We start from the raw sequence: 26,106 nt of genomic DNA on the forward strand, positions 1-26,106 counted from the left end.
TGAGGCAACCATGGCAGAAACAACCGCTTCGGGCTATATCCAGCACCACTTGCAGAACCTGACCTTCGGTCAGCACCCTACCGGCGGCTGGGGCTTTGCCCACACCGCAGCAGAAGCCAAGGAAATGGGCTTCTGGGCTTTCCACGTCGATACCCTCGGCTGGTCTGTCGCATTGGGTCTGATCTTCGTTCTTCTTTTCCGCATGGCGGCAAAGAAGGCGACCTCCGGTCAGCCAGGTGCTTTGCAGAACTTCGTTGAAGTATTGGTCGAATTCGTCGATGGCAGCGTGAAAGACAGCTTCCATGGCCGTAGCCCGGTGATTGCACCGCTGGCACTGACCATCTTCGTCTGGGTGTTCCTGATGAACGCCGTCGACCTGGTACCGGTCGACTGGATTCCTCAGCTGGCCATCCTGATCTCCGGCGATGCCCACATCCCGTTCCGCGCCGTGTCGACTACCGACCCGAACGCGACTCTGGGCATGGCATTCTCGGTTTTCGCACTGATCATTTTCTACAGCATCAAGGTCAAGGGCCTCGGCGGTTTCATCGGCGAGCTGACCCTGCACCCGTTCGGCAGCAAGAACATCTTCGTTCAAGCCCTGCTGATCCCGGTGAACTTCCTGCTGGAATTCGTGACCCTGATCGCCAAGCCGATCTCCCTGGCTCTGCGTCTGTTCGGCAACATGTATGCCGGCGAGCTGGTCTTCATCCTGATTGCTGTGATGTTCGGCAGCGGTCTGCTCTGGCTTAGTGGCCTGGGCGTTGTTCTGCAGTGGGCGTGGGCTGTGTTCCACATCCTGATCATCACTCTGCAGGCGTTCATCTTCATGATGCTGACCATCGTCTACCTGTCGATGGCACACGAAGAAAACCATTAAGACCAGTCTCGACTAGTCTGATGTCCTTCCCGGTAAAACGGGAAGGGGCTCCTGACGGAGCATCTGAAACGATTTGTTTTACCGCTTTAATCTAAAAAACCTAAACCATACGACGTAAAAGTCGGGAGGAAAGATGGAAACTGTAGTTGGTCTAACCGCTATCGCTGTTGCACTGTTGATCGGCCTGGGCGCACTGGGTACCGCAATTGGTTTCGGCCTGCTGGGCGGCAAGTTCCTGGAAGGCGCAGCGCGTCAGCCAGAAATGGTTCCAATGCTGCAAGTTAAAATGTTCATCGTTGCCGGTCTGCTCGACGCCGTAACCATGATCGGTGTTGGTATCGCTCTGTTCTTCACCTTTGCGAACCCGTTCGTTGGTCAGATCGCTGGCTAATTACTCGGATCTTCCGGGTAATTTGGTGTGATGGACAACGTAACTGCGAGGTGTTGGCGTGAACATTAATGCGACCCTGATTGGCCAGTCCGTTGCGTTCCTGATTTTTGTATTGTTCTGCATGAAGTTCGTATGGCCTCCGGTCATCGCGGCTCTGCACGAACGTCAAAAGAAGATCGCTGATGGTCTGGACGCTGCCAGCCGTGCAGCTCGCGACCTGGAGTTGGCCCAAGAGAAAGCGGGTCAGCAACTGCGCGAAGCGAAAGCTCAGGCAGCTGAAATCATCGAGCAAGCCAAGAAACGCGGTACCCAGATTGTCGACGAAGCCCGTGAACAGGCTCGCGTCGAAGCTGACCGTGTGAAGGCTCAGGCTCAGGCCGAGATCGAACAGGAACTGAACAGCGTCAAAGACGCGCTGCGCGCCCAAGTGGGTAGCCTGGCCGTTGGCGGTGCTGCGAAGATCCTGGGTGCCACAATCGATCAAAACGCGCACGCAGAGCTGGTTAACCAACTGGCTGCTGAAATCTAAGCGAGGGCGATCATGGCAGAACTGACCACGTTGGCCCGACCTTACGCTAAGGCGGCCTTCGAGCACGCTCAGGCCCACCAGCAACTGGCCAATTGGTCAGCCATGCTCGGCCTGGCTGCAGCGGTGTCGGAAGACGACACCATGCAGCGCGTGCTCAAGGCCCCGCGACTGACGAGCGCAGAAAAGGCCGCCACGTTCATTGACGTGTGCGGCGACAAGTTTGATGCCAAGGCACAGAACTTCATCCACGTCGTTGCCGAAAACGACCGTCTCCCGCTGTTGCCGGAGATCGCCGCTCTGTTCGACCTGTACAAGGCCGAACAAGAGAAATCGGTAGACGTTGAAGTGACCAGTGCTTTTGCATTGAACCAAGAACAGCAAGACAAACTCGCCAAGGTTCTCAGTGCACGACTCAACCGGGAAGTGCGCCTGCAAGTCGAGGAAGACAAATCCCTTATTGGGGGCGTTGTCATCCGCGCCGGCGACCTGGTTATCGATGGCTCGATTCGCGGCAAAATCGCGAAACTTGCCGAAGCATTGAAATCTTGAGTTTGAAGGGGCAGCAGAGCAATGCAGCAACTCAATCCTTCCGAAATAAGTGAAATTATCAAGGGCCGCATCGACAAGCTCGATGTGACCTCCCAAGCCCGTAACGAAGGCACTGTCGTCAGCGTATCTGACGGTATCGTGCGGATTCACGGTCTGGCCGACGTCATGTACGGCGAGATGATCGAGTTTCCGGGCGGCGTCTTCGGTATGGCACTCAACCTGGAGCAAGACTCCGTAGGTGCCGTCGTATTGGGCGCATACCAGTCTCTGGCTGAAGGCATGAGCGCCAAGTGCACTGGCCGCATCCTCGAAGTTCCGGTTGGTAAGGAACTGCTGGGTCGCGTTGTCGACGCACTGGGTAACCCAGTTGATGGCAAAGGTCCGCTGAACAACACTCAGACCGACGCGGTCGAGAAAGTTGCTCCAGGCGTGATCTGGCGTAAGTCGGTAGACCAGCCTGTACAGACTGGCTACAAGGCTGTCGATGCCATGATCCCTGTCGGCCGTGGCCAGCGTGAGCTGATCATCGGTGACCGTCAGATCGGTAAAACCGCTCTGGCGATCGACGCGATCATCAACCAGAAGAACAGCGGCATCTACTGCGTCTACGTTGCGATCGGTCAGAAACAATCGACCATCGCCAACGTGGTTCGCAAGCTGGAAGAAAACGGCGCCCTGGCCAACACGATCATCGTGGCTGCCAGTGCTTCGGAATCTCCCGCGCTGCAATTCCTGGCACCGTACTCCGGTTGCACCATGGGTGAATTCTTCCGCGACCGCGGTGAAGACGCGCTGATCGTTTATGACGATCTGTCCAAGCAAGCAGTGGCTTACCGCCAGATTTCCCTGCTGCTGCGCCGTCCACCAGGCCGTGAAGCTTACCCAGGCGACGTGTTCTATCTCCACTCCCGTCTGCTGGAGCGCGCATCCCGCGTTTCGGAAGAATACGTAGAGAAGTTCACCAACGGCGCAGTGACCGGCAAAACCGGTTCCCTGACCGCACTGCCGATCATCGAAACCCAGGCTGGCGACGTATCCGCGTTCGTTCCGACCAACGTGATTTCCATCACTGACGGTCAGATCTTCCTGGAATCGGCCATGTTCAACTCGGGCATCCGTCCTGCTGTGAACGCCGGTGTTTCGGTATCCCGTGTGGGTGGTGCCGCTCAGACCAAGATCATCAAGAAGCTGTCCGGTGGTATCCGTACCGCTCTGGCTCAGTACCGTGAACTGGCGGCATTCGCCCAGTTCGCTTCTGACCTGGACGAAGCGACCCGTAAGCAACTTGAGCATGGTCAGCGCGTTACCGAGCTGATGAAGCAGAAGCAATACGCACCAATGTCGATCGCTGACATGGCGCTGTCGCTGTATGCCGCTGAGCGTGGGTTCCTGACTGACGTTGAAATCGCCAAGATCGGCAGCTTCGAGCAAGCGCTGATTGCTTTCTTCAACCGCGATCACGCCGATTTGATGGCGAAGATCAACGTGAAAGGTGACTTCAATGACGAAATCGACGCTGGCATGAAAGCCGGTATCGAGAAGTTCAAGGCCACCCAAACCTGGTAAGCCGCAGCGGGAGCCGCAAGGCTCCCGCTTGCTAACCTGATAGGTGTTACATGGCAGGCGCAAAAGAGATTCGCAGTAAGATTGCGAGCATCAAAAGCACGCAAAAGATTACCAGCGCCATGGAAAAAGTGGCGGTCAGCAAAATGCGCAAGGCACAAATGCGCATGGCTGCTAGCCGTCCTTATGCGGAGCGTATCCGCCAGGTAATTGGGCATCTGGCCAACGCCAACCCGGAATACCGCCACCCGTTCATGATCGACCGCGAAATCAAGCGTGTCGGTTATGTCGTAGTGAGCAGTGACCGTGGTCTGTGCGGCGGCTTGAACACCAACCTGTTCAAGGCCCTGGTCAAGGACATGGCGGTAAACCGCGAAAACGGCGTCGAGATCGATCTGTGTGTCGTTGGTAGCAAGGGTGCGGCCTTTTTCCGCAACTTCGGCGGTAACGTCGTTGCAGCTATCAGCCACCTGGGTGAAGAGCCGTCGATCAATGATCTGATCGGCAGCGTCAAGGTGATGCTGGATGCCTACCTGGACGGCCGTATTGACCGCCTGTCCGTGGTGTCCAACAAGTTCATCAACACCATGACGCAACAGCCTACCGTGGAGCAGTTGATTCCACTGGTGGCAACCCCGGATCAAGACCTCAAGCACCACTGGGACTATCTCTACGAACCGGATGCCAAGGAGCTGCTGGACGGCTTGATGGTCCGTTACGTGGAGTCGCAGGTCTACCAGGCGGTGGTCGAGAACAACGCGGCTGAACAAGCTGCGCGGATGATCGCGATGAAGAACGCTACCGACAACGCCGGTGATTTGATCAGCGATTTGCAGCTGGTCTACAACAAGGCGCGTCAGGCTGCGATCACCCAAGAGATCTCGGAAATCGTCGGCGGCGCTGCCGCGGTTTAACGGTTCAAATATTCAGAGGATCCAGCTATGAGTAGCGGACGTATCGTTCAAATCATCGGCGCCGTTATCGACGTGGAATTTCCACGCGACAGCGTACCGAGCATCTACAACGCGCTGACTGTACAAAGCGCGGCCGGGACCACCCTGGAAGTTCAGCAGCAGCTGGGCGACGGCGTGGTTCGTACCATTGCGATGGGTTCCACCGAAGGCTTGAAGCGCGGTCTGGAAGTTACCGACTCTGGCGCAGCCATCTCCGTACCGGTTGGTAAAGCAACTCTGGGCCGGATCATGGACGTTCTGGGCAACCCGATCGACGAAGCCGGTCCAATCGCCACTGAAGAGCGTTGGGGCATTCACCGTGCAGCGCCTTCGTTCGCTGAACAGGCAGGCGGCAACGACCTGCTGGAAACCGGCATCAAGGTTATCGACCTGGTTTGCCCGTTTGCCAAGGGCGGTAAAGTCGGTCTGTTCGGTGGTGCCGGTGTAGGCAAAACCGTAAACATGATGGAACTGATCCGTAACATCGCCATCGAGCACAGCGGTTATTCCGTGTTCGCCGGTGTGGGTGAGCGTACTCGTGAGGGTAACGACTTCTACCACGAGATGAAGGATTCCAACGTTCTGGACAAAGTGGCACTGGTTTACGGTCAGATGAACGAGCCGCCGGGAAACCGTCTGCGCGTAGCACTGACCGGCCTGACCATGGCCGAGAAGTTCCGTGACGAAGGTAACGACGTTCTGCTGTTCGTCGACAACATCTATCGTTACACCCTGGCCGGTACTGAAGTATCCGCACTGCTGGGCCGTATGCCTTCGGCAGTAGGTTACCAGCCGACCCTGGCTGAAGAGATGGGCGTTCTGCAAGAACGTATCACTTCGACCAAGGAAGGTTCGATCACTTCGATCCAAGCGGTATACGTACCTGCGGACGACTTGACCGACCCGTCGCCAGCGACCACCTTCGCCCACTTGGACGCTACCGTCGTTCTGTCCCGTGACATCGCTTCCCTGGGTATCTACCCGGCGGTCGATCCACTCGACTCGACTTCGCGCCAGCTGGACCCGAACGTGATCGGCCAGGACCACTACGACACCGCTCGCGGCGTTCAGTACGTTCTGCAGCGTTACAAAGAACTGAAGGACATCATTGCGATCCTGGGTATGGACGAGCTGTCGGAAGCCGACAAGCAGTTGGTAAACCGTGCTCGTAAGATCCAGCGTTTCTTGTCGCAGCCGTTCTTCGTGGCTGAAGTCTTCACCGGTGCTTCGGGTAAATACGTTTCCCTGAAAGACACCATTGCTGGCTTCAAAGGCATCCTCAACGGTGACTACGACCACCTGCCAGAACAAGCGTTCTACATGGTTGGCGGCATCGAAGAAGCGATCGAGAAAGCCAAGAAACTGTAATCCCGGCGCCCGGCAACGGGCGCTAATTTAGGTTGAGGCAATCAGATGGCTATGACAGTCCATTGCGATATCGTCAGCGCGGAAGGGGAAATCTTTTCCGGTCTGGTCGAGATGGTGATTGCGCACGGTGCACTGGGTGATCTTGGTATCGCCCTGGGTCACGCGCCGCTGATCACTAATCTGAAGCCAGGTCCGATCCGCCTGGTCAAGCAGGGCGGGGAAGAGGAGGTGTATTACATCTCCGGTGGTTTCCTCGAGGTTCAGCCGAACATGGTCAAGGTTCTTGCCGACACCGTGCAACGTGCTGCCGACCTGGACGAAGCCTCCGCTCAGGAAGCCGTTAAGGCTGCCGAGAAGGCCTTGCATGAGCGGGGCGCGGAATTCGATTACGGTTCTGCTGCCGCACGTCTGGCCGAGGCCGCAGCCCAGCTGCGCACCGTCCAGCAGATCCGCAAGAAGTTCGGCCACTAAGGTTGCGCTTGTTGTGTGATTGATTAAAAAGGGTAGCCTCGGCTACCCTTTTTTCTTTTCCGTTGTTTATAACTTTGGTCGCAGCCGCTGACCACCCAGGATTGGTAGCCAGTCATGTCTCTTGAAATCGTTATTCTCGCTGCTGGCCAAGGCACGCGTATGCGTTCGGCCTTGCCGAAAGTCTTGCACCCGATTGCCGGCAACTCGATGCTTGGCCATGTTATCCACAGCGCCCGACAACTTGATCCACAGCGCATCCACGTGGTGATCGGCCATGGTGCCGATGCTGTGCGTGAACGTTTAGCCGCTGACGATCTGAATTTCGTCCTTCAGGACAAACAACTCGGGACCGGCCATGCCGTGGCCCAGGCTGTACCGTTCATTGAGTCAGATACCGTGCTGGTTCTCTACGGTGATGTGCCATTGATTGAAGTTGAAACCCTGCAGCGTTTGCTCAAGCTTGTCGTGCCAGGACAAATGGGTCTGCTCACCGTCGAACTGGACGACGCAACCGGATACGGCCGAATCGTTCGTGACACTGACGGCAAGGTTGCTGCCATCGTCGAGCACAAGGACGCCACCGAAGCTCAACGCGCCATCAACGAAGGCAACACCGGTATCCTTGCGGTCCCAGCGGATCGCTTGGCCGACTGGACTGGGCGTCTGTCGAATAACAACGTCCAGGGCGAGTATTACCTGACCGATGTGATCGAAATGGCAGTCAGCGATGGCCTGGTCGTAGCCACCGAGCAACCCCACGATGCGATGGAAGTGCAGGGCGCCAACGACCGCAAGCAGCTTTCCGAACTGGAGCGTCACTATCAGCTGCGCGCCGGTCGCCGTTTGATGGCCCAAGGCGTGACCTTGCGCGACCCCGCACGTTTCGATGTTCGCGGTGAAGTGACCGTGGGCCGGGATGTGCTGATCGACATCAACGTGATTCTCGAAGGCAAAGTCGTCATCGAAGACGACGTGGTGATCGGCCCGAACTGCGTCATCAAGGACAGCACCCTGCGCAAAGGCGTGGTGATCAAGGCCAACAGCCATATCGAAGGCGCAACTCTCGGTGAAGGCAGCGACGCCGGCCCGTTTGCGCGTTTGCGCCCGGGCACTGTGCTGGAAGCGCGGGCGCATGTGGGTAACTTTGTCGAATTGAAAAACGCACACTTGGGTGAAGGCGCCAAGGCCGGTCACCTGACCTACCTGGGCGACGCGGAAGTCGGTGCGCGCACCAACATCGGCGCAGGCACCATCACCTGCAACTACGATGGCGCCAACAAGTGGAAAACCGTGTTGGGTGAGGACGTGTTCATCGGTTCCAACAATTCGTTGGTGGCACCTGTGGATATCCTCGATGGCGCGACCACAGCGGCAGGTTCGACCATTACGTCGACTGTGGATAAATCTCAGCTGGCCGTTGGCCGTGCCCGTCAGAAGAACATTGATGGCTGGAAACGGCCGGAGAAAGTGAAGAAAAGCTGAGTTACCCACAACTCGTGAAAACGCCTTCGCGGGCAAGTCTCGCTCCTACAGTGTTGTGAGTAACCTGTAGGAGCGAGGCTTGCCCGCGAAGCTTTTTATCCACAGATCTTTTTATCGCGCCGCGCTTGACGAAGTCTCATCGATAGGTTTTGATTGCTTCCGTTATCTTTCGAATCGAAACTTATCTAGCCATGTCGAAGCGCAACACTCCTCAACGCCGCCATAACATCCTTGCTTTGCTCAATGAACAGGGCGAAGTCAGCGTGGACGAGTTGGCCAAGCGCTTCGAGACTTCTGAAGTTACGATTCGCAAGGACTTGGCTGCACTCGAAAGCAACGGCCTGTTGCTGCGTCGTTACGGCGGTGCAATCACCATGCCCCAGGAATTGGTGGCCGATATGGGCCAGCCTGTCTCCAAATACAAACAAGCCATCGCCCGCGCGGCAGTGACGCGAATCCGCGAACATGCGCGCATCATCATCGACAGCGGCAGTACGACGGCCGCGATGATTCCGGAACTCGGTCAACAACCGGGCCTGGTGGTCATGACCAATTCCCTGCATGTCGCCAACGCACTGAGCGAACTGGAACACGAGCCGGTGTTGCTGATGACCGGTGGTACCTGGGATCCGCATTCCGAGTCCTTTCAGGGGCAGGTTGCCGAGCAAGTACTACGCTCTTACGACTTTGATCAATTGTTCATCGGTGCCGATGGCATCGATCTGGTTCGCGGTACAACCACTTTCAACGAATTGTTGGGGCTGAGCCGGGTGATGGCTGAAGTCGCCCGCGAAGTGGTCGTGATGGTGGAAGCCGACAAGATCGGCCGCAAGATTCCCAACCTGGAACTGCCCTGGAGCAGCGTCCATACCCTTATTACCGATGATCGTCTGCCGGTGGAGGCACGCGTTCAAATTCAGGCCCGCGGCATCAATTTGATTTGCGCGGCAGTCAGTCAGGAGAAATAACATGTGTGGAATTGTTGGCGCAGTCGCAGAACGTAACATCACCGCGATCCTGGTCGAAGGCCTCAAGCGCCTGGAATACCGTGGATACGACAGTGCCGGTGTAGCGGTCTATACCAATGACGAAAAACTCGAGCGCATGCGCCGCCCGGGCAAGGTCAGCGAACTGGAGCAGGCACTGGCCGAAGAAGCTCTGGTGGGTCGTCTGGGTATCGCCCACACCCGTTGGGCCACCCATGGCGCGCCGTGCGAACGCAACGCTCACCCGCACTTTTCCGGTGATCTGGCTGTTGTGCACAACGGCATTATCGAAAACCACGAAGCCCTGCGCTTACAACTTACAGCCTTGGGTTACGTATTCACTTCCGACACCGATACCGAAGTGATCGCCCACCTGCTGAGCCACAAACTCAAGGAGCTGCGCGACCTGACCGTGGCACTCAAGGCGACCGTCAAGGAACTGCATGGCGCTTACGGCCTGGCGGTGATCTCAGCCCAGCAGCCGGACCGTCTGGTTGCCGCGCGCAGCGGCAGCCCGCTGGTGATTGGCCTGGGCCTGGGAGAAAACTTCCTGGCGTCTGACCAATTGGCCCTGCGTCAGGTCACCGATCGTTTCATGTATCTGGAAGAGGGCGATATCGCCGAGATTCGTCGCGACAGCGTGCAGATCTGGGACGTGAACGGCCAAGCCGTAGAGCGTCAGACCGTGCAATACAGCGACGGCGCTGAAGCTGCCGACAAAGGCGAGTTCCGTCACTACATGCTTAAGGAAATCCACGAACAACCGTCCGTGGTGCAGCGCACTCTCGAAGGGCGTTTGAGTCAGAATCAGGTACTGGTGCAGGCTTTCGGCCCGCAAGCCGCTGAGTTGTTCGCCAAAGTACGCAATGTGCAAATTGTCGCCTGTGGCACCAGTTATCACGCCGGCATGGTTGCCCGTTACTGGCTTGAAGAGTTGGCCGGCATTCCGTGCCAGGTCGAAGTCGCCAGTGAATTCCGCTATCGCAAAGTCGTGGTGCAGCCAGACTCGCTGTTCGTGACGATCTCTCAGTCTGGCGAAACCGCCGACACCCTGGCAGCGCTGCGCAACGCCAAAGAGCTGGGTTTCCTTGCCAGCCTGGCGATCTGCAACGTCGGCATCAGCTCGTTGGTGCGTGAATCCGACCTGACGCTGCTGACCCAGGCTGGACGCGAAATTGGTGTGGCATCGACCAAAGCCTTCACCACGCAATTGGTGGGCCTGCTGTTGTTGACCCTGTCGTTGGGCCAGGTTCGTGGCACGTTGACCGCGGGCGTCGAAGCCACCCTGGTCGAGGAGCTGCGTCGCTTGCCGGCTCGCCTTGGTGAGGCGCTGGCAATGGACAGCACCGTCGAGAAAATCGCCGAGCTGTTCGCCGAGAAAAACCACACGCTTTTCCTCGGTCGCGGCGCGCAATTCCCGGTGGCGATGGAAGGAGCGCTCAAGCTCAAGGAAATCTCCTATATCCACGCCGAAGCCTATCCGGCCGGCGAGCTGAAACACGGCCCGCTGGCGCTTGTGGATAACGACATGCCGGTGGTGACCGTCGCACCCAACAACGAATTGCTGGAAAAGCTGAAATCCAACCTCCAGGAAGTTCGCGCCCGCGGTGGTGAATTGATCGTTTTCGCCGACGAGAAGGCTGGCATGACCAACGGCGAAGGCACTCATGTTGTGCAGATGCCGCACATCCACGACATCCTGTCGCCGATTCTCTACACCATCCCGCTGCAACTGCTGTCGTATTACGTCGCGGTACTCAAAGGTACGGACGTCGACCAGCCGCGTAACCTGGCAAAATCGGTGACTGTGGAATAAGTTATCCACAGCTGATTCAACCTCTGGTTTTGAACAATATAGATTGACACTAATCAATATAGTTTGACACGCGGAAACATAGATTGACACAAGGCTGAAACCCCCGTATCTACGGGGGTTTCTTCTTTCCAGGCTTTCCTTTGGTCTGGATTCATCGCTTCAGTTTTCAGCGCGTGTAGTCTAGAAATGCTTTAAATATGGTCGCTACGGTGGTCATGTTCTTCTACGACTTTTTCTCGGCAAGAGGTGAAGCGGTCCACATCGACTGAGGAGGCGTGCGTTGCGAGGTCGTAAGTTTGCATCACAGCAGGACATTGATCGGCACATTGCAAACGGATTTGGCGGAGGCGCCGGGGCGAGCTACGTGCCTTGGCTGCGGGTACAGGACGTTCCTTCGATCGGTCGTTCGCACAAGATTCAAGGCGTCAAGATCGACAGGATCCATCACTTGCTGTCAGATCTCGAGCGTTCTTACTTCCTTGTGTGTGAATTTTCAGAAGACGTCGTGGATATTCGTGAGCAATACCCATTGCTCCCCTCAGAGCGGGCGCAAGCAATAGCAACGTCTATAGATGTACGCTTCCCCCGGTACCCTAGAACAACGCTACCTTATGTGATGACGACCGACTTTCTACTAACTGTTAAGGACCAGAATGGAAATTTCAAGTCGGTAGCTAGAACTGTGAAGTATCGTTCTGATTTAGTAGGTAAAGGAAATAAACGCACGCTTGAAAAACTTGAGATTGAAAAGCGCTTTTGGCAGGGTCAAGGTGTCGATTGGAAAATCGTCACAGACGAGTTTTTTACACGAGATCTGATTAAAAACCTTGGGCTAATCAGAAAATACTCAAAACTCCCTCGTGATTTAATGAAAGTATCGCTGCATTCTAATTTTATTGATTGCTTGGCAAACAGCCGGGAATATCCGTGGACTTTGGCCACCTGTTTGAGAAAAATTGCATCCCTTCTGTCCATCTCCTATATCGACGCCCAAGCAATATTCTTCCATCTGGTTTGGAATAAGGTACTGAAAATCGACTTGGTAAGCTCTCCTCTACATCTTACTGGGCTAGTTCCTGACTTCGAAGTTATCCAGAACTTTATCGATATTTCGGTGAAGGAGAAAATGTCATGAATTTGTTCGTAAATGACGTTTTTGAGCCTGTTACCGATTTGTCAGTTATTGGTACGATCGTTAGGCTCATTTACCTTGATGAAATGCATGACGTGGCTGTTGTGATTGACCTAGCTGATCCTCCCAGGCAGCCATACGCTATTAGTCTTGAAGAGCTGCATCGATCGGTATCCGGTGGTGATACGAAACCAGTGACCATCGCCACACCCGAGTTCATGCTTGTGCTTGAGGATCAGTTGGACGAGGCAGCCAAGCTGGGCCGAGACGAAAAATGGGCCATCATTGCGCCTCTGCTAGATCCTGACTACCCAGGGCGAATATTCGCACGGGGGGAATTGGGCCCATTGGTTAGCAAAAGAGCTTCAGACTTGGGGATTCAGCGGAAGAAGATTTATCGGCTTCTTTACCGTTATTGGATCTATGGTCAAATCCGAAACTCCTTGCTTAATAATTATTCAGCGGTAGGTGTTTCCGATAGAAAATATGATCCGAGTAAGCCTCCAGGTCGAAAGCCTAAATTTCAAGGCGTTCTTACGTCGTCCTCCAAGATGCTTAGCGATGTTGATAAAAAGTGTATTCGTGTTGGATATGCGCTTTACGTGAAAGATAAAAAATCATCTATTTCGAGCGCATATGACGAAATGTTGAGAAGATTCTACTCTGTTCGAGATATCTCGAAAAACAGCGAAGAAGAACTTCATTTGCTTCCGAGTTCAGAAATACCCAGCTTGAGGCAGTTTAGATATTGGGGCCAAATCTTTTTTGACGAAATAAAAACTGAGCGTGGCCGTAAAGGTTTGAGGAGGTGGCTGAAAGACTGCCGCCCGCTTTCAGGTACTGTTCGCGATTGGCTGCGCGGACCATGTCACCAGTTTGAAATCGACGCAACTATTGCCGATATTTATTTGGTCAACAGCTACTCTAGACGGATGCTCATAGGCCGCCCCGTAGTTTATATCGTAGTGGATAGCTTTTCCGGAATGATCGTTGGTCTCTATGTGGGGTTGGAAGGCCCCAGTTGGAATGGGGCGAGGCAGGCGCTATTCAACGCGTTTACTTCAAAGGTCGCGTTTTGCGCGCAGAACGGCATTGAAATCAACGCAGATGACTGGGATTGTCACCACTTGCCCCACCAGATTTATGCCGACAGGGGCGAGATGCTCTCACTGGCAGCAGAAGGGCTTTCGTCAGGCTTGGGGATTGAGATGGGCACGGCCCCGCCATATCGGCCGGATTGGAAGCCTATGGTAGAGAGTCGGTTTGGCATTTTGAATGATCTGACGGGCATTAGATGGCTACCTGGCGGGGTAGCTGCGCGTGATAGAGAGCGAGGCGAGCGAGACTACCGGCTCGATGCCACCCTCACGCTTAAAGAATTCACACAGATCCTCATCAACTGCGTGCTCCACTATAACCGGCATCATCGTCAGCCTGACCGGCTGACGCAGGCAATGATGAATGACGGCGTTGAACCAACACCCAGCGGAATATGGAGTTGGGCTTGCGAGAACGATCTGGTCGAATCTAACAAACGGCCCGACGAGATGGTTTACCTCCACCTCCTGCCCCGAGAGCGCGCGACCGTTCAAAAGGGTGGAGTGATGTTTCGCGGAATGCACTACGTGTGTGATATGGCCGTAGAGAAAAACTGGTTTGCCAAAGCTCGCAAAGGGGGAGTTTGGTCAATAGAGTGTTGGTTCGATCCGAACTCTGCTGCGCACATTTGGATCCAGGGTGATGCCAAGCAGTTTATCCGCTGTGATCTTCGACAATCGGATGCCAGTTACGCGAACTACCGCTCGGACGAAATTTTTGACCTGCTCGAAGCCTATCGCCAGAAACCACCAGCTCACCGACGAGCTGAGCTGGAAAGCCGTGTGCAGCTTAGCGATCAAGTCCATCAGATCATCACCAATGCCCTTTCTGAAAGAGAGCTGGAGCCTGCTCCTCCCACCAAGGCCGAGGCCACAGGAAACATCCGCGAAAACCGCGCCGAAGAACGGCTCCGTGAGCGTGAAAATGCGGTTGTACCAGCAGGTGTCAGGGCTAAGCCAGCTTCTCAACAATCTGAATCGACGCCGACAGCGCGTGACTCATATGCCGGCGAGCGCACCGCGCAGGTTATCGATTTGCTCAAAAGAATTCGGCCAGGACAGGCGCAATGAAAGGTGCACAGACGTTTGCCAATTACGTCAAACAGGATATTCGTGAGTATGCCGGAAATCCGCTAATTGAAGCTTTGCCTCCAATACTCTCGGAGGCGACGGCTATAGAGCTGATCTCGAATTTTCCTCAGCCGGTGGATCCGAAAGAGCTGAGCCTCGAAGGAGCCACTCGTATTCACTGTATCGACCGTTTGAGAACAGTGGTACAGCCGTTTCTGTTGCACTTGGAACTGGAGGCTCTCTTCTCGCTGCTCATCCGTCGAGGGTATGTTGGGCGTAACCCGATGTCGCCCGCTACCGTCCGGCATTTGCATTCTTTATCCGGTGCTCAGCGTTACCACGATGCGTTCAAATCCACCGCAGAGACATTTACCGTCGTCGGTCTGAGCGGCATTGGGAAGTCGACGGCACTTCACGCCATTTTGAGCCTTTATCCACAGACAATCCGTCATGAGCGCTATGAAGGGAGACAGTTTGTTCATACCCAAATCACTTGGCTGAAGCTTGACTGCCCTCGGGATGGATCACTGGCTGGGTTTTGCCAGCAGTTTTTTTATGCGGTTGGGGATGCTCTAGGGGACAAGGACTACCACAAGCGCTACAGGCACCGAAACATCAATGATGCGCTGCAACAGATGGAGCAGGTGGCGAGTACATTTTTCATCGGCGCCTTGTTGATCGACGAGCTGCAAAACCTCCACCTGGCGAAAACTGGTGGTAAGGAGAGCATGCTGAATTTTTTTCTGCACTTGGTTAACAACATCGGTATTCCGGTCGTTTTCAGTGGCACGAACTCGATGATTAGCCTGTTCTCAGAAGTGATGCGTACGGCCCGCCGAGTCTGTGGAGCCGGTACGCTCGAATTCAAACGCTTCGAGAAAGATGATGAGGAGTGGCGGTTGTTGGTCGAAAATCTTTGGAGCTATCAATGGTGCAAGCAGACCGCTGAGCTGACCGACGAAATTTTAGACACACTGTATGAGCACACCCAAGGTGTCACAGATTTCCTGGTCAAGCTGCTGGTATTGAGTCAGCGATACGCGGTTCAGAGTGGCTCCGAGTGTTTGACTGCCGAGACTTTGGTGAAGGTCAGCAACTCAAAAATGCAGATTCTCAAGCCAGCCCTTTCGGCTCTGCGTAGCCGAGATCCGAAGCGCATGCGGCAGTTCGACGATTTGCTTCCGATTGAGGAGCAACTGAACGAAATGATGGTTTTCGACGGGTTGGCACGAGCGGACCGCCTTTCCTTACTTCGAAGCGTTGTTTCCCGTGAAAAGCCGACAGATGCATCTCCCGCGAAAGAGCGCCAATCGCCGGTTGTTGCTGCAGTGGAAAGCTCAGAGGCTAAATCGTTAAGTGAACACAACAATCCTCTCGATGCGTTGCGAGCTGCGGACTGGCTTAACGAGGATCTATTTGAGTTCTCGCCGATGTATCAAAAAGAGTAAGTAGGGGGTGATGAAGTGCACCTTAAACTCCATTTCTTCCCCACAGCGTTTCCAGACGAAACGCTGCACAGCCTGATTTCTCGCTATGCCAGTCTTTGCGGTGTTCGTAGTATCCGAGCCGCGTTCTCCGGCCTGAAATCGGCGGCGGCATTTTCACAGAATGTCGCCTTCCCAAGTCATCTTAGGGATTTTGTCGAAGCGCTACCCAGCGGTACCGAGCTATCAGTAGCCGAGATTCTTATGCGTCACACGTTATTACCCTACTACGCGCCATTTTTGAGTATGCGCCAGGTAGAACATGCTCGTACGTTGATGACCGCTGATGGCAAAGGCCTGATGCTGAAGCTGGGTGTCAACGCGAGCCGTATTGAATTCGCCTCTAGAGTGCGGTTATGCGAAGAGTGTATTGCCCAAGATCAGGTACAACGGGGGGTCGCTTACTGGCATAGGGTTCACATGCTTCCGGGCGTGCTGGTCTGTCCGCATCACGGCACGTCACTCAGGATCCTTGATCATCGCTGGTCCAGCCGCAACTCTCGACAACTCACACTGCCGAGTGACGAGCATGTCCAAGCACACACGATACCTCTTGATATCCCGTCGGTGTGCAAGCCGCCGCTCCACGATATAGCGTTGCGCTCGCTTCAGATCCTTGAATCTGAAGTCAGTGCGTTGTCGGCAGATACGATGCGCTACACGTTTATGCAAAAGGCAACACAGCTTAATCTTGCCTCTGGAAACCACCGTTTATATCTGCAACTGCTGGCACAGCACATGACCAATTTTTTTGCAGCACTGCCTCGAGATTGGGAGTTTGCTGTACTCGGGAACGTCGGTGGGGATATACCCGCCACATGGGTCACGAAGCTGCTTCGTAAGCCAATCACCTCTCATCATCCGCTCAAATACATTCTGTTAGCCGGTGCACTGGACGTTGACATGGCGAGGTTGCTGCATGAACAACGCCCGCTGGAGCGGGAAGTGGCGTCTGGTCCGAAAACACACATGCGGCTACCCAGGCGCGATCTACCGGAGACGTCGAGTAAAGGACTGGACTGTTCGTTGACCGCTGTATGGGAACATGCCCTTGAGGGAGCTGATGCCAAAAAGATTGCTGCCGTTTTAGGTGTCTCATTGGCGTGCGTCTATCGCCGCATCCGCAGCGTACCTGGCGGTCAAGATGCTTGGAGGAAGGCTCGATTTCAAATTCAGCTATGTGCAAGACGCAGGGTCTTCGAGGCCGATTACCGTTTGCAAAAAGCACATGCGTGCAAGGGGTACGCTTGGCTATATCGAAATGACAAGCAGTGGCTGTCGAGATCAACTACAAACCCCAGTATCCATCGCGCACCCCGAATCAATAGCTCAGAGATGTTCGCTTCTCTCGATAACAGACTAGCCGGGGAAGTACGGCACTGTGCTGATGTACTCTATGGTTTTAAAGGTAAGCCGGTCCGCGTGTCACGTACCAGAATTGGGAGAGAACTTCATGTTCTGTCTCGCTTCGAAAAGCAGCTCAGCAAGCTTCCTCTCTGTGCAGCAGCGCTTGACAAGGTATGTGAATCAGTTGAAGGCTTTCACGAACGGCGTTTACGGTGGGCTAGGCGCAAACTGCTCTCGGAGGGCAAGTCCGTGACGCGTTCTTCGCTCTACAGGCTCGCGAGCATACGGCTAACGGTGTGATCCAGCCGGTAATAAATCATCATTCGACACCCCGCATTCAACTCTTTGTGCCGCAGGGCATTCCACAAAAATCCGTTTACTTCTCAAAAATAGCTGGCATTAAGCTACGTAGGTCGCGATATGAGAAGTATGTTTCATCTAGCGATCAGAATAATCTTGATTGTATATTCCTCACGCGTTCAACTTGCGGGAGCTGGATTATCGATACGTGTTTTTGATTCAATGAATACTGCTACGATTGCGGTTGGGTAATCCATCAAAATTCGGAGCAGGGTGACACCCTATCGTGTGGTCATTTCAGAGAGCCTAACCCCAGTACAAAATTTAATGTGCAATCTATATACTCCATCTTGGATCCGCGTTTTTCTTTAACTCTACTTTGTTAATCGGTAAATGATGTCTGAACTACTATTTTTCCCTGTATCGATGCCGGATGAAATGCTGCACTCTCGCGTCACCCGCTATCACTACCTGTCAGGGAATAGAACAGCGGCGGAAACCTACCGTGATTTATTCGCATCTAAGCCATTTAGCATCGGTGGCATCGTGCCTCAGCAGATTGAGAAGCTTGCCGACAGGCTACCAGGGCAGCTGGAGAGCAATCTTGCAGAACTTATCAGTAACAACACGACGTTTCCTGCGTACAGACCTTTTCTAGGTGTGAGGCAAGGACCGGAGGACCATTCTGGATCGCACGCTTTTGATGGGGTGGTACGAATTCCTCGCCGCGAAGAGTCCATCCATGGGAAAGCTAAGCTTTGCCCTACCTGCGTTCAGGAGGATTTGATCGATTGCGGTTCTGCCTACTGGCATCGATCACACCATATACCCGGTGTTTCAGTCTGTTGGCGCCACGGGGACTCGCTGATCCATGCTTGCCCCAAGTGCTCCCACCCTTTCTATCGAAAATTGAAGCTGCTTCCAAATCTGACTGAACCATGCGCATGCGGGTGGAATCCGCTTAACGCTAAGACGACGCATAAGGGCTCGGATCTGGAGAAGAAGGTCGCGCTATTCGCGCATGATATCTTGCAACGAAAGATCCCGCCAATAGGTAGCGCGGTATTGAGCTCTTGCTATGTGCGGCAATGTAAGAAACGTGGATTTGTATTTGGAAACAATGCGGGAATTGCGAAACTTTTTGATAGTATTCAAAGTGCTTATGGCGATGAGTATTTAGCGCAAATTGATCCGGCCTACAATAATGGAAAGCATGAGCAATGGATTAGGCTGAAGTCAGACAAGGGTCAGCTTAATATGCCACTAGCGCGACATTTGATTATCGCGCTTCATTTATTTTCCAGTGCTGATGATTTCGAGGGAGCGTTGAAGAATGAGTCTATCCTGCTAAGTGCTTCGAGTTCGCCACGACCTTCTAAAAATGAAGATGCGCATTCCGGTAAAATGATTAAGTACCGTCAAAAAATCGAGATGCTTTTGGCGCTGCGCTCCGAGGCTGATGTGGAGTACCTTTGGAAAAAAGCCTATAAACCAACTCATTGGCTAATGGAAAATGATAATGCATGGCTGATCGCAAAACTTCGCATGCCTAAGAAGGTTGCCGTTAAGGTTGAGAAGACTATCGACTCAAGAGACGCTGGTTATGCAGCCCTTATTGAAGCGGGCGTGGATGAGTTGTATAGCGTTGCGAAAGATCCTAAAAGGGTGAACATTAGAAATTTGCAGACGCTGCTCCCAAACTCGTTACCTCACGGCCTAGAACTGCGTAAGCAGAGGTTCCCTCTTACTTATCACCAGATCAAGCGTCACCAAGAGTCAGTGTGGTATTTCCGATTAAGGACATTGGTGTGGAGCATCTCTGAAATCATAAGAATGAAGCTGCCGGTGAACTATTCGACTGTAAGATTGACCTCGGCGGTAGCAAGCAAAGTTTTCTTGGTTTTTTCCAGCTTCTTCGAGTGGGATCTGGAAAGCTTGGCGAGAACAGGCGTGGATGCAGAGGCCTTGCTCAAGTCTACCGGAGTATCGAGAGACTGGGAGGGACCGCCGATTGCGATTAGCTTCTGAGGGCATCTGCGCTCTATCCGCCCCGAAAACGTCCTCAGGGGCTGGAGCGATAGCTTTAAGAACCGATTATCGCGCATCGGGTTCTTTAGCTGGTTCTTGTGGGGGGCGCATGGAGATTGATGTCGTTTGGTTTTTGAGCGAGATATGTATCGAAATTAGCGAGTTTATGTCTTCTGCATAAAATCGCTAATTTCGATACATACGCTTCTGGTCAGCACCATAACCCATCAGCATTTGCCAGAAATCGAAAGCTGCCATCACTCCGTTTCGATGAGTCAAAAAAAGCGTCTTGGTCAAGACGCCTCGGCATTAATCACCCTCAGATCTCTCTTGAAATCGCGGCAAATGACCTTAATATGATCTTATCTTGCCATCATCGTTTTCAATCATGGATGTTTCTCGGGGGTAGGTCGAAATGGCAGAACCAGAAGACGCTAAGCCCGCGAGTGGGCGCTTTAACACGAATGATGAGACGAAGCGGATCGTATGGACACAGACCGCTGGTCATTGCGAACTGTGCGGCACAGATCTAACGTTCGACTATCGTGCCGGCAAGCCAATGAAATGGGGCGAAGTGGCGCATATCCTACCCGCCAGTCCCAAGGGGCCTCGGGGACGCGCGGATCATGATGCTGAGGCGCACACGAACGATACTGCTAACCTGATGCTCCTGTGCCCAGGCTGTCATGACAAAATTGATCGTGACGCAGATGGTTACCCTGAAAATGACTTGAGTGGTTTGCACCAAGCATACATAGAACGCCTCCGAATCGCTGCAACGACCCCCGATGGTGGCAGAGCCATTCCCCTAATTGTCCAGAGTCAGCATTTCCAGACTATCAGCGACATTCCCGTTCGCGATCTGTTGACTGCGATGTCTGCTGAAGGACTAACGGCCTTCGATCAAGGCATCAAAATCACTTTCCCTGCGCCCGGACCGCGAGGTAGGGACGCGACCTATTGGCAGAACATCAAAGACAGCGTCCAGTATGAGCTGGAGCAGCAACTCAGGCGTCGCGGCGGCACCTATGGCGATGCGCCTGCACTAGCTGTAGTGGGCTTGGCCGATATTCCAGCTTTGATGATGTTGGGTCAGAGCATCGGCGACCGTTCTAAACGCTTGATCTTCTCTTTTAACCGCGAGCATCTTCTGCGCTGGCCCGATCAGTCCGCTGAGCCGCCCAAGTTTCTGTTTACTCCTCCGCCGGACGGTGATGGCCCACTGGCGCTAGTGCTCTCCATTTCTGCGCAAGTTCCAATTCGCGACGTGACTGACGCCATTCCAGGTGCGCGCATTGCAGAGCTGTTGATTCCGGAACCTAGCTACGCGATGGTACAGAACCGTCGGGTGATTCATGCCTTTCGCGACGCACTCCAAATACGACTGAGCCAGCTTGAGGCTCTGACTCCTGATCCTATCCACGTCTTCGCCGCCATTCCTGCGGCACTGGCCATCGAGTTTGGCGCGTTGCTCACAACGCAGCATCAACATACGTACCTGATCTTCGATCGGGACAAAGAAAACCAAGATCGGTTTACGCAAACACTGCAATTGGGCTCGGTGGCCCAGGAGGCTATGTAAATGCTTTTGAGCAACGAACAAACCAAGCGCAGCAGTTGGGAATATTTTCTGCTTCGCGCCGCGCGGGAAATCTCGCTGTCGGAAGCGCAGTACGAAAAAATCAATGACCGCTACTCCCAACTGGAAAAAATCCTCTCGGCTTCTGACAATCCGTTGCTCGCTGAGGCCCATATCTTCGTTCAGGGCTCAATGCGGCTGAAAACCACCATTAAGCCAATTCCCGGCGCGCCTGCGGATCTGGACACCATTGATGCGGACGCGATTATCTGGCTCCCTCACGCTCAAGGCGCTGGTGCGAAGGAAGTTCTAGAGGCGATTGAACAGCGTTTTAGAGAGGGCTCCCGCGTTCAGGAAGAAGTTAAGCAACTACGTCGTGGTATTCGGATCGTTTATGCCGACGAAAATCCAGGTTTCCACATTGATGTCACACCTGCCCGCGCGATCAACGGAAATGGCGAAGCAAACGGCGAGGGTAAGCTGGAGGTTCCGGATCGGGTCACAGGGTGGAAAGCAAGCAGCCCTATTCCTTACTCGAATTGGTTGCAGGTCGCATCCGCCCAAGAAATCTCCCTGGAAAGCTTGGTGATTGCCAAAAGCCAGCGAATGCTTGATGCCGCGACACAAGATCCTTTGCCGCATTATCAGGACTACATCGATCAAGATCCCCTGCGTGCGACCATAAAGCTGCTTAAGCGGCATCGCGATGAATGGGCCATCAAAACAAGGAGCGCTGATACTCGCCCCATATCTGCAGTTATCACCACTCTGGCCACTCACGCGTACCTGGATGTCGTGAAGGAGTCCCAGTCGAAGCCTTTGGCACCGCTCGATGCAATTTTGGAAATCGTTCGCAGAATGCCGCAGCACATCGCGCAAAGAGGTAGCGATTGCTTTGTCTGCAACCCTGCCGATAACGGCGAAAACTTTGCAGAGAAGTGGAATCGACCGGGCGAGGGGCAAGGCTATCGCCAAGCATTTACCAAGTGGCATGCGGACGCCAGTGCATCTGTGTCATTGGGTTTGGAAAGTTTTGAATCCAACGATTCCTTTGCCGAGGCAGTGAAAAAGAATTTCGGTATTGCACCGGCATTCATTACGGCAGTGAACAATGAGATCCCTGCGAATTGGACGATGCCCGGCCGACCGGATGGCACTACTCGAAACTCTGCTTCGATGGGTTCGCTCTTCGGAGGGGCCAGCGGTGGCGGAACCTCTCAGTCGAGCGTAAAGCCAGTTGGACGCCTTGGCTGATCCTATTAAGACGCCATTGCAGCGCGGAATCGCCGCACTGCGAAACACCCTAGGTCAGGATGCTGCCAATGCATTGCTCCAGCCCGCACCCATGCGGGCTGACGAAGCGGCGTGCTTTCACTTCCCCTTGCCCATTGATTACACGGGGCAGGAGCGGCGACTGCGTATTGGTTTCCCCTCCAACTTTCCTCGTGGGCTCTTGCGGCTGAACGTCGAACCTTCTCCATGGCTGGTTTGGCCGCATGCCACTAAGTCGGGGCTTTGCCTTCATGGCTTTCAGGAACGCCCCATTATGGGCTCCCCGGAGGTCGTGGTAGAGGACAGTCTTGCTCGCTTGGCCCAGATCGTTTCGTTGTCCAAGATGGGATCAAGTCAGACAACGCGCGATATCGAATTTCAGAATGAGATCACTACCTACTGGTCTTTTCAGCACGGACAGTCGTACCAGAACCTTTTACTTTTGGATCGACCTCAGGCTGCCTCGCAGTTGTTTGCTCTCAGCGATCCGCGCCGGGCTGTGCCATCCGGTCAGGAAACGGTTTGGCTAGCATCGAACATAGCTGCGCTCAAAGGGCATTACCGACGGGTTGTCGGGCGCTCCGCTGTCATTCGCGCGGCCGAAACTCCCGGTTTTTACGTCAAGCTTCAGACTTATCCGGATATCCGCACCCCGGATCCAGAAGATTTATTGCTGTGGCTCACGCCACACCTTCAACCAGACGATGCCGAGCAATTACTGGCATGGTTTGAGCTGCATGGAACGTTGGCGAGTCGATGGATTGTCCTGGAGCTTCCTGGGGGGACGGATGCTCCAACTTATTGCCTCAATGTGCGCTCGCTTGGCGTACAGCAAGAGCGGGGGGCAAAGTTTGGCTTGCGCACAGCGCGCCGCCGGCCAGCCATCGCAAATGCACATCCTCCGGCACTCGTCCGCGCAACTGCCCTAGACGTGCTTGATCGTGCGTCCATTCTGTCCCGCGATATAAGCGGCACTGCAAAGCACCTTGAAAATGCTCGGGTCGTTTGTGTTGGCGTTGGCTCGTTAGGCAGTGCGGTGGCAATACAATTGGCACGCTCCGGTGTCGGCCACCTTACCCTCATCGATCCTGACACTCTGGTGTCAGCCAATCTGGGTAGGCACGTTCTGGGAGCGGATAGCCTAGGGAGGCTGAAAGCCTCAGCGTTGAGGGACAAGATTCTGTTAGATCTTCCGACTACAGAATGCACCGCTTATTCGACTTTCGCCGAAGTAGTTATGAGTAGCAAACCAGAAGTGTTCGATAACGAAGATCTTGTGGTGATTACGACAGCGGACTGGCAGTCAGAGGTCACTGTATGGCGAGCCAAATCCAGCGGCGTTTCTTGGGGACTTTTACAAGCCTGGAGCGAACCGTATACCCAGGTAGGCCACGCGCTATTCGCACCAGCCGGTACCTTTGATGGCCGTCATTTATTCACGGACATCGGCGATTTTCTTCATAAGTTTACAGAGTGGCCGGGAGGAGGTGCAGTTCCGCTGCCCGCTTGTGGGGAGAGCTTTATTCCAGGCGGATCGTTGGGGATGACCAATATCGCCTCTATGGTGTCGCACACGGCTTTACGTGCATTGACCGGCAACATCACCACTGCATCTTGGGTGAGCAGTATCTACAGGCCTGAAGATGTGCCGAGCCTAGGAGGCCAATACCATGGGCCCAAACTTCCAGAGGGGGCGCAGCAACTCCTACTCGAGCGCGGATGGCCGGAACATAAGGATGAAATGGTATGACGGATATCGCTTGGCGCTGGAGATGGGCGGAGGTGGATTCCGAGCTATTGGTGTCGCAAGCTGTCGCGGACATCTTGGATAGTCATCGGCAAGGCCTCTTTGGCATGGAGCGAGGGGGACAGTTATTCGTCAACCCGGTTAATCCGAAAGGGTTGCTGCTGGCCTTGGCCACGTTGCCTCATCGCGCCGATCGGTCAGGCTGGTCTTGGCTAGAGTTGGATGCGGAGCGGTGCTGCCAGGAGATCCAAGCTGCTAACCAACAAGGGTTGCGTCTGGTGGGCTATTGGCATACGCATCCCCAATCTGTTCCGGTGATTTCTCCGGCAGACATAGGAAGTTTTTCCAGATTTGCTGCGCGTTACACGCAGGATCTGCCGCACCCAATAGCCGTTATCGTTGGCAAGTCCGAAAAACCAGAAGGCATCAAGGCGTGGTCGTTCAGGGGCGGCAGGTATGTTGAGGCAACCTGGCTTAGATAAGCTTCAAGTCGGTGCCATGGGAGGCACGTCAGCGGTTACCTTTACCCGCCAGCATTAGTGCGAAGAGCTCTGCCTGAAAGCGAGCATCATCCAATGCGTTATGGTTCGGTTCGCTGAGCGGCTTCAGCGCAGCGGTCATCTTGGATGATCTTGTTTCCTGCCAGCTGCAACCTACAGCTCCCATGAAGTAGGCCTTCATGTCGATAGCGGTAAAACCAAAGGGGTTGGTTTCCAAGTATTTATGGAAGTAGTAGTTGACGAATGACCAGTCAAACGGTGCATTGAGTCCTACGAAAATGACCTTCTGCCCCGTTTGGCAGGAAGATTTCAGCCATTCACCAAATGTCAGCATCGCCTGTTGCGGAGTGAGTCCTTCGCGCTCCAGCTTCTCCAGACTCAGCCCCGATACTGCCAGTGCTTCTGGGTCGTGTTTTGGACTGTCAGGCCGTAGCTCAAGATAGATGGATGTGGCAGGTTGATCTACAAGGCAGGCTCCAATGGAAAGCAGACTGTATTCGCCTGGTATAGGTCCAGAAGTCTCGACGTCGACGGAAACATAAAGCTCAACAGGGTTCATGTCATATCCTTTTCGTGTAGTTGCCAGATCAAGCTCGTAACCATGTGACGGTGGAAAGGCGGCAAAGCCATTGACCCATTTTTTGCTGTTTTACTCGCTATCCGGCGTTCGAGCAGCGGCAGTGCATGTCTACTGGAGGAGTGCACGTTCCTTTGGTCAGCTCTGCGCCCGAGCATAATGATGTGTGTCATTCTCTAATCGCGGATGAGGGCCGGACAATCATGAGCGAGCGTTGGATAGTCAAGTGCCAGAATACTGAGGACGGTACTGGCGACATCATCATTGACCTACCTCCAGAGTTGCTTGACCAAATGGGGTTAGGTGTTGGGGACGACCTGGAGCTAACGGTAGCGAATGGCACATTAGTGCTGATGCCCCTGGACAACGCAACATCAGTGCGGCCAATGTTCGCTGGCGTCCTGCGTCATGATGTCTATCATGGTTACCGCACGCGTCTGGAGGCGCTTCTTCATATCTCGGTCAATGCTTCGGATCTGGACATTCACGACAAGATTGTAGCTGGCTTCTCGGCCAGCCTGATCAAGGTGCTCTATGATGATGGAACCCTAAGCGACGAAGAACGCGACAGAATCATTCAACCCAAAACGCTCAAAAAAAAATTGGCAGCCAATCAACTCTTAACTTTGCATGAGAGCGACCGCCTGTTCCGGTTTGGACACATTACTGCCATGGCCGAGGTGATCTTCGGTGACAAAGGGAAGGCCAAACGATGGCTTTCAAAACCCAAAGCCCGTTTTGTGGGAGAGAGCCCATCGGCGATGCTCACTACAACCATTGGCACACATCTAGTCGAAGAAATGCTGATTCAGATGGCTGAGGGCATGTCATCTTAATCCAGCCGCAGCCGCAGCCGCATCCGATTCGTGAGAATCGCTTTTTCCTGAAGATAGGGCGTCTTGCGTCAAAACAAAATAATGCAGGCTTAATGCTGATGGGCTTATATCGCGAGTCATCAAGCGGCTTGCATGCGCTAGATGAAAG

22 protein-coding genes are annotated in these 26,106 nt (G+C 54.1%); 21 read left to right on the forward strand and 1 reads right to left on the reverse strand.

What is annotated here, in order from left to right; genetic code table 11:
- Window positions 1-10: 10 nt before the first annotated feature.
- The 20 genes from atpB to ASD60_RS12430 all read left to right on the forward strand — a co-directional run bounded on the left by atpB (window position 11) and on the right by ASD60_RS12430 (window position 24,527).
- Entirely contained in the window at window positions 11-880 is an 870-nt protein-coding gene (gene atpB, locus ASD60_RS12335) for a F0F1 ATP synthase subunit A (RefSeq protein WP_015097443.1), read from the forward strand.
- 133 nt (window positions 881-1,013) lie between these two features.
- Window positions 1,014-1,271 carry a F0F1 ATP synthase subunit C gene (gene atpE / locus ASD60_RS12340; RefSeq protein ID WP_003097235.1) on the forward strand — a complete coding sequence of 86 codons (258 nt, stop codon included), beginning with the start codon at window positions 1,014-1,016 and terminating at the stop codon, window positions 1,269-1,271.
- Window positions 1,272-1,329: 58 nt separating this feature from the next.
- Entirely contained in the window at window positions 1,330-1,800 is a 471-nt protein-coding gene (locus tag ASD60_RS12345) for a F0F1 ATP synthase subunit B (RefSeq protein WP_056854267.1), read from the forward strand.
- Window positions 1,801-1,812: 12 nt separating this feature from the next.
- Window positions 1,813-2,349 carry a F0F1 ATP synthase subunit delta gene (locus ASD60_RS12350; protein ID WP_056854268.1) on the forward strand — a complete coding sequence of 179 codons (537 nt, stop codon included), beginning with the start codon at window positions 1,813-1,815 and terminating at the stop codon, window positions 2,347-2,349.
- A 21-nt stretch (window positions 2,350-2,370) separates the two neighbouring features.
- On the forward strand, window positions 2,371-3,915 hold the full coding sequence (atpA, locus tag ASD60_RS12355) for a F0F1 ATP synthase subunit alpha (protein ID WP_056854269.1): 1,545 nt from the start codon (window positions 2,371-2,373) through the stop codon (window positions 3,913-3,915).
- Window positions 3,916-3,965: 50 nt separating this feature from the next.
- Window positions 3,966-4,826: a F0F1 ATP synthase subunit gamma gene (gene atpG, locus ASD60_RS12360; RefSeq protein WP_008045673.1), complete on the forward strand. Its 861-nt coding sequence runs from the start codon at window positions 3,966-3,968 to the stop codon at window positions 4,824-4,826.
- A 27-nt stretch (window positions 4,827-4,853) separates the two neighbouring features.
- The gene (gene atpD, locus ASD60_RS12365; RefSeq protein ID WP_056854270.1) at window positions 4,854-6,233 is read left to right on the forward strand and encodes a F0F1 ATP synthase subunit beta; all 1,380 of its coding nucleotides are present in this window, start codon (window positions 4,854-4,856) and stop codon (window positions 6,231-6,233) included.
- Window positions 6,234-6,278: 45 nt separating this feature from the next.
- Entirely contained in the window at window positions 6,279-6,704 is a 426-nt protein-coding gene (locus ASD60_RS12370) for a F0F1 ATP synthase subunit epsilon (RefSeq protein WP_007969909.1), read from the forward strand.
- Between the two features lie 114 nt (window positions 6,705-6,818).
- Window positions 6,819-8,186 carry a bifunctional UDP-N-acetylglucosamine diphosphorylase/glucosamine-1-phosphate N-acetyltransferase GlmU gene (gene glmU / locus ASD60_RS12375; RefSeq protein WP_082557575.1) on the forward strand — a complete coding sequence of 456 codons (1,368 nt, stop codon included), beginning with the start codon at window positions 6,819-6,821 and terminating at the stop codon, window positions 8,184-8,186.
- Between the two features lie 191 nt (window positions 8,187-8,377).
- A complete protein-coding gene (locus tag ASD60_RS12380; protein WP_056854272.1) occupies window positions 8,378-9,154 on the forward strand; it encodes a DeoR/GlpR family DNA-binding transcription regulator in 777 nt (258 codons plus the stop codon).
- Window position 9,155: 1 nt separating this feature from the next.
- Window positions 9,156-10,988 (forward strand): glutamine--fructose-6-phosphate transaminase (isomerizing), encoded by a 1,833-nt coding sequence (gene glmS, locus ASD60_RS12385; protein WP_056854273.1) that lies wholly within the window; start codon window positions 9,156-9,158, stop codon window positions 10,986-10,988.
- A gap of 280 nt (window positions 10,989-11,268) precedes the next feature.
- On the forward strand, window positions 11,269-12,123 hold the full coding sequence (locus tag ASD60_RS12390; RefSeq protein WP_056854274.1) for a TnsA endonuclease N-terminal domain-containing protein: 855 nt from the start codon (window positions 11,269-11,271) through the stop codon (window positions 12,121-12,123).
- Window positions 12,120-14,288: a Mu transposase C-terminal domain-containing protein gene (locus ASD60_RS12395; RefSeq protein ID WP_056854275.1), complete on the forward strand. Its 2,169-nt coding sequence runs from the start codon at window positions 12,120-12,122 to the stop codon at window positions 14,286-14,288. Before ASD60_RS12390 ends, ASD60_RS12395 begins: the two co-directional genes overlap by 4 nt.
- A complete protein-coding gene (locus ASD60_RS12400; protein WP_056854276.1) occupies window positions 14,285-15,736 on the forward strand; it encodes an ATP-binding protein in 1,452 nt (483 codons plus the stop codon). The genes ASD60_RS12395 and ASD60_RS12400 overlap by 4 nt, the downstream gene beginning before the upstream one ends.
- Window positions 15,737-15,751: 15 nt before the next feature.
- Entirely contained in the window at window positions 15,752-17,419 is a 1,668-nt protein-coding gene (locus ASD60_RS12405; protein WP_056854277.1) for a TnsD family Tn7-like transposition protein, read from the forward strand.
- Between the two features lie 396 nt (window positions 17,420-17,815).
- A complete protein-coding gene (locus tag ASD60_RS28260; protein ID WP_236248966.1) occupies window positions 17,816-19,447 on the forward strand; it encodes a TniQ family protein in 1,632 nt (543 codons plus the stop codon).
- Between the two features lie 415 nt (window positions 19,448-19,862).
- Entirely contained in the window at window positions 19,863-21,029 is a 1,167-nt protein-coding gene (locus ASD60_RS12415; protein WP_056854278.1) for an SAVED domain-containing protein, read from the forward strand.
- The gene (locus tag ASD60_RS12420) at window positions 21,030-22,280 is read left to right on the forward strand and encodes a nucleotidyltransferase domain-containing protein (RefSeq protein ID WP_056854279.1); all 1,251 of its coding nucleotides are present in this window, start codon (window positions 21,030-21,032) and stop codon (window positions 22,278-22,280) included. It abuts the gene before it with no gap.
- The gene (locus ASD60_RS12425) at window positions 22,264-24,048 is read left to right on the forward strand and encodes a ThiF family adenylyltransferase (protein ID WP_056854280.1); all 1,785 of its coding nucleotides are present in this window, start codon (window positions 22,264-22,266) and stop codon (window positions 24,046-24,048) included. Before ASD60_RS12420 ends, ASD60_RS12425 begins: the two co-directional genes overlap by 17 nt.
- On the forward strand, window positions 24,045-24,527 hold the full coding sequence (locus tag ASD60_RS12430) for a Mov34/MPN/PAD-1 family protein (RefSeq protein ID WP_056854281.1): 483 nt from the start codon (window positions 24,045-24,047) through the stop codon (window positions 24,525-24,527). The genes ASD60_RS12425 and ASD60_RS12430 overlap by 4 nt, the downstream gene beginning before the upstream one ends.
- Before the next feature lie 28 nt (window positions 24,528-24,555).
- Here ASD60_RS12430 and ASD60_RS12435 read toward each other — a convergent pair whose 3' ends face one another.
- Entirely contained in the window at window positions 24,556-25,104 is a 549-nt protein-coding gene (locus tag ASD60_RS12435) for a 3'-5' exonuclease (protein WP_056854282.1), read from the reverse strand.
- Between the two features lie 221 nt (window positions 25,105-25,325).
- On the opposite strand from ASD60_RS12435, the gene ASD60_RS12440 reads away from it, so the two are divergent.
- Window positions 25,326-25,958, forward strand: coding sequence for an antitoxin Xre/MbcA/ParS toxin-binding domain-containing protein (locus ASD60_RS12440; protein WP_236708445.1), 633 nt, complete (start codon window positions 25,326-25,328; stop codon window positions 25,956-25,958).
- Window positions 25,959-26,106: the final 148 nt, after the last annotated feature.

The organism is Pseudomonas sp. Root562, from assembly GCF_001427125.1.
Taxonomy (GTDB): domain Bacteria; phylum Pseudomonadota; class Gammaproteobacteria; order Pseudomonadales; family Pseudomonadaceae; genus Aquipseudomonas.

Coding starts and splice junctions, on each gene's coding strand:
- atpB (WP_015097443.1), top strand. CDS start 11: ATGGCAGAAACAACCGCTTCGGGCTATATCCAGCACCACTTGCAGAAC.
- atpE (WP_003097235.1), top strand. CDS start 1,014: ATGGAAACTGTAGTTGGTCTAACCGCTATCGCTGTTGCACTGTTGATC.
- ASD60_RS12350 (WP_056854268.1), top strand. CDS start 1,813: ATGGCAGAACTGACCACGTTGGCCCGACCTTACGCTAAGGCGGCCTTC.
- atpA (WP_056854269.1), top strand. CDS start 2,371: ATGCAGCAACTCAATCCTTCCGAAATAAGTGAAATTATCAAGGGCCGC.
- atpG (WP_008045673.1), top strand. CDS start 3,966: ATGGCAGGCGCAAAAGAGATTCGCAGTAAGATTGCGAGCATCAAAAGC.
- atpD (WP_056854270.1), top strand. CDS start 4,854: ATGAGTAGCGGACGTATCGTTCAAATCATCGGCGCCGTTATCGACGTG.
- ASD60_RS12370 (WP_007969909.1), top strand. CDS start 6,279: ATGGCTATGACAGTCCATTGCGATATCGTCAGCGCGGAAGGGGAAATC.
- glmU (WP_082557575.1), top strand. CDS start 6,819: ATGTCTCTTGAAATCGTTATTCTCGCTGCTGGCCAAGGCACGCGTATG.
- ASD60_RS12380 (WP_056854272.1), top strand. CDS start 8,378: ATGTCGAAGCGCAACACTCCTCAACGCCGCCATAACATCCTTGCTTTG.
- glmS (WP_056854273.1), top strand. CDS start 9,156: ATGTGTGGAATTGTTGGCGCAGTCGCAGAACGTAACATCACCGCGATC.
- ASD60_RS12395 (WP_056854275.1), top strand. CDS start 12,120: ATGAATTTGTTCGTAAATGACGTTTTTGAGCCTGTTACCGATTTGTCA.
- ASD60_RS12400 (WP_056854276.1), top strand. CDS start 14,285: ATGAAAGGTGCACAGACGTTTGCCAATTACGTCAAACAGGATATTCGT.
- ASD60_RS28260 (WP_236248966.1), top strand. CDS start 17,816: ATGTCTGAACTACTATTTTTCCCTGTATCGATGCCGGATGAAATGCTG.
- ASD60_RS12415 (WP_056854278.1), top strand. CDS start 19,863: ATGGCAGAACCAGAAGACGCTAAGCCCGCGAGTGGGCGCTTTAACACG.
- ASD60_RS12420 (WP_056854279.1), top strand. CDS start 21,030: ATGCTTTTGAGCAACGAACAAACCAAGCGCAGCAGTTGGGAATATTTT.
- ASD60_RS12430 (WP_056854281.1), top strand. CDS start 24,045: ATGACGGATATCGCTTGGCGCTGGAGATGGGCGGAGGTGGATTCCGAG.
- ASD60_RS12435 (WP_056854282.1), bottom strand. CDS start 25,104: ATGAACCCTGTTGAGCTTTATGTTTCCGTCGACGTCGAGACTTCTGGA.
- ASD60_RS12440 (WP_236708445.1), top strand. CDS start 25,326: ATGAGCGAGCGTTGGATAGTCAAGTGCCAGAATACTGAGGACGGTACT.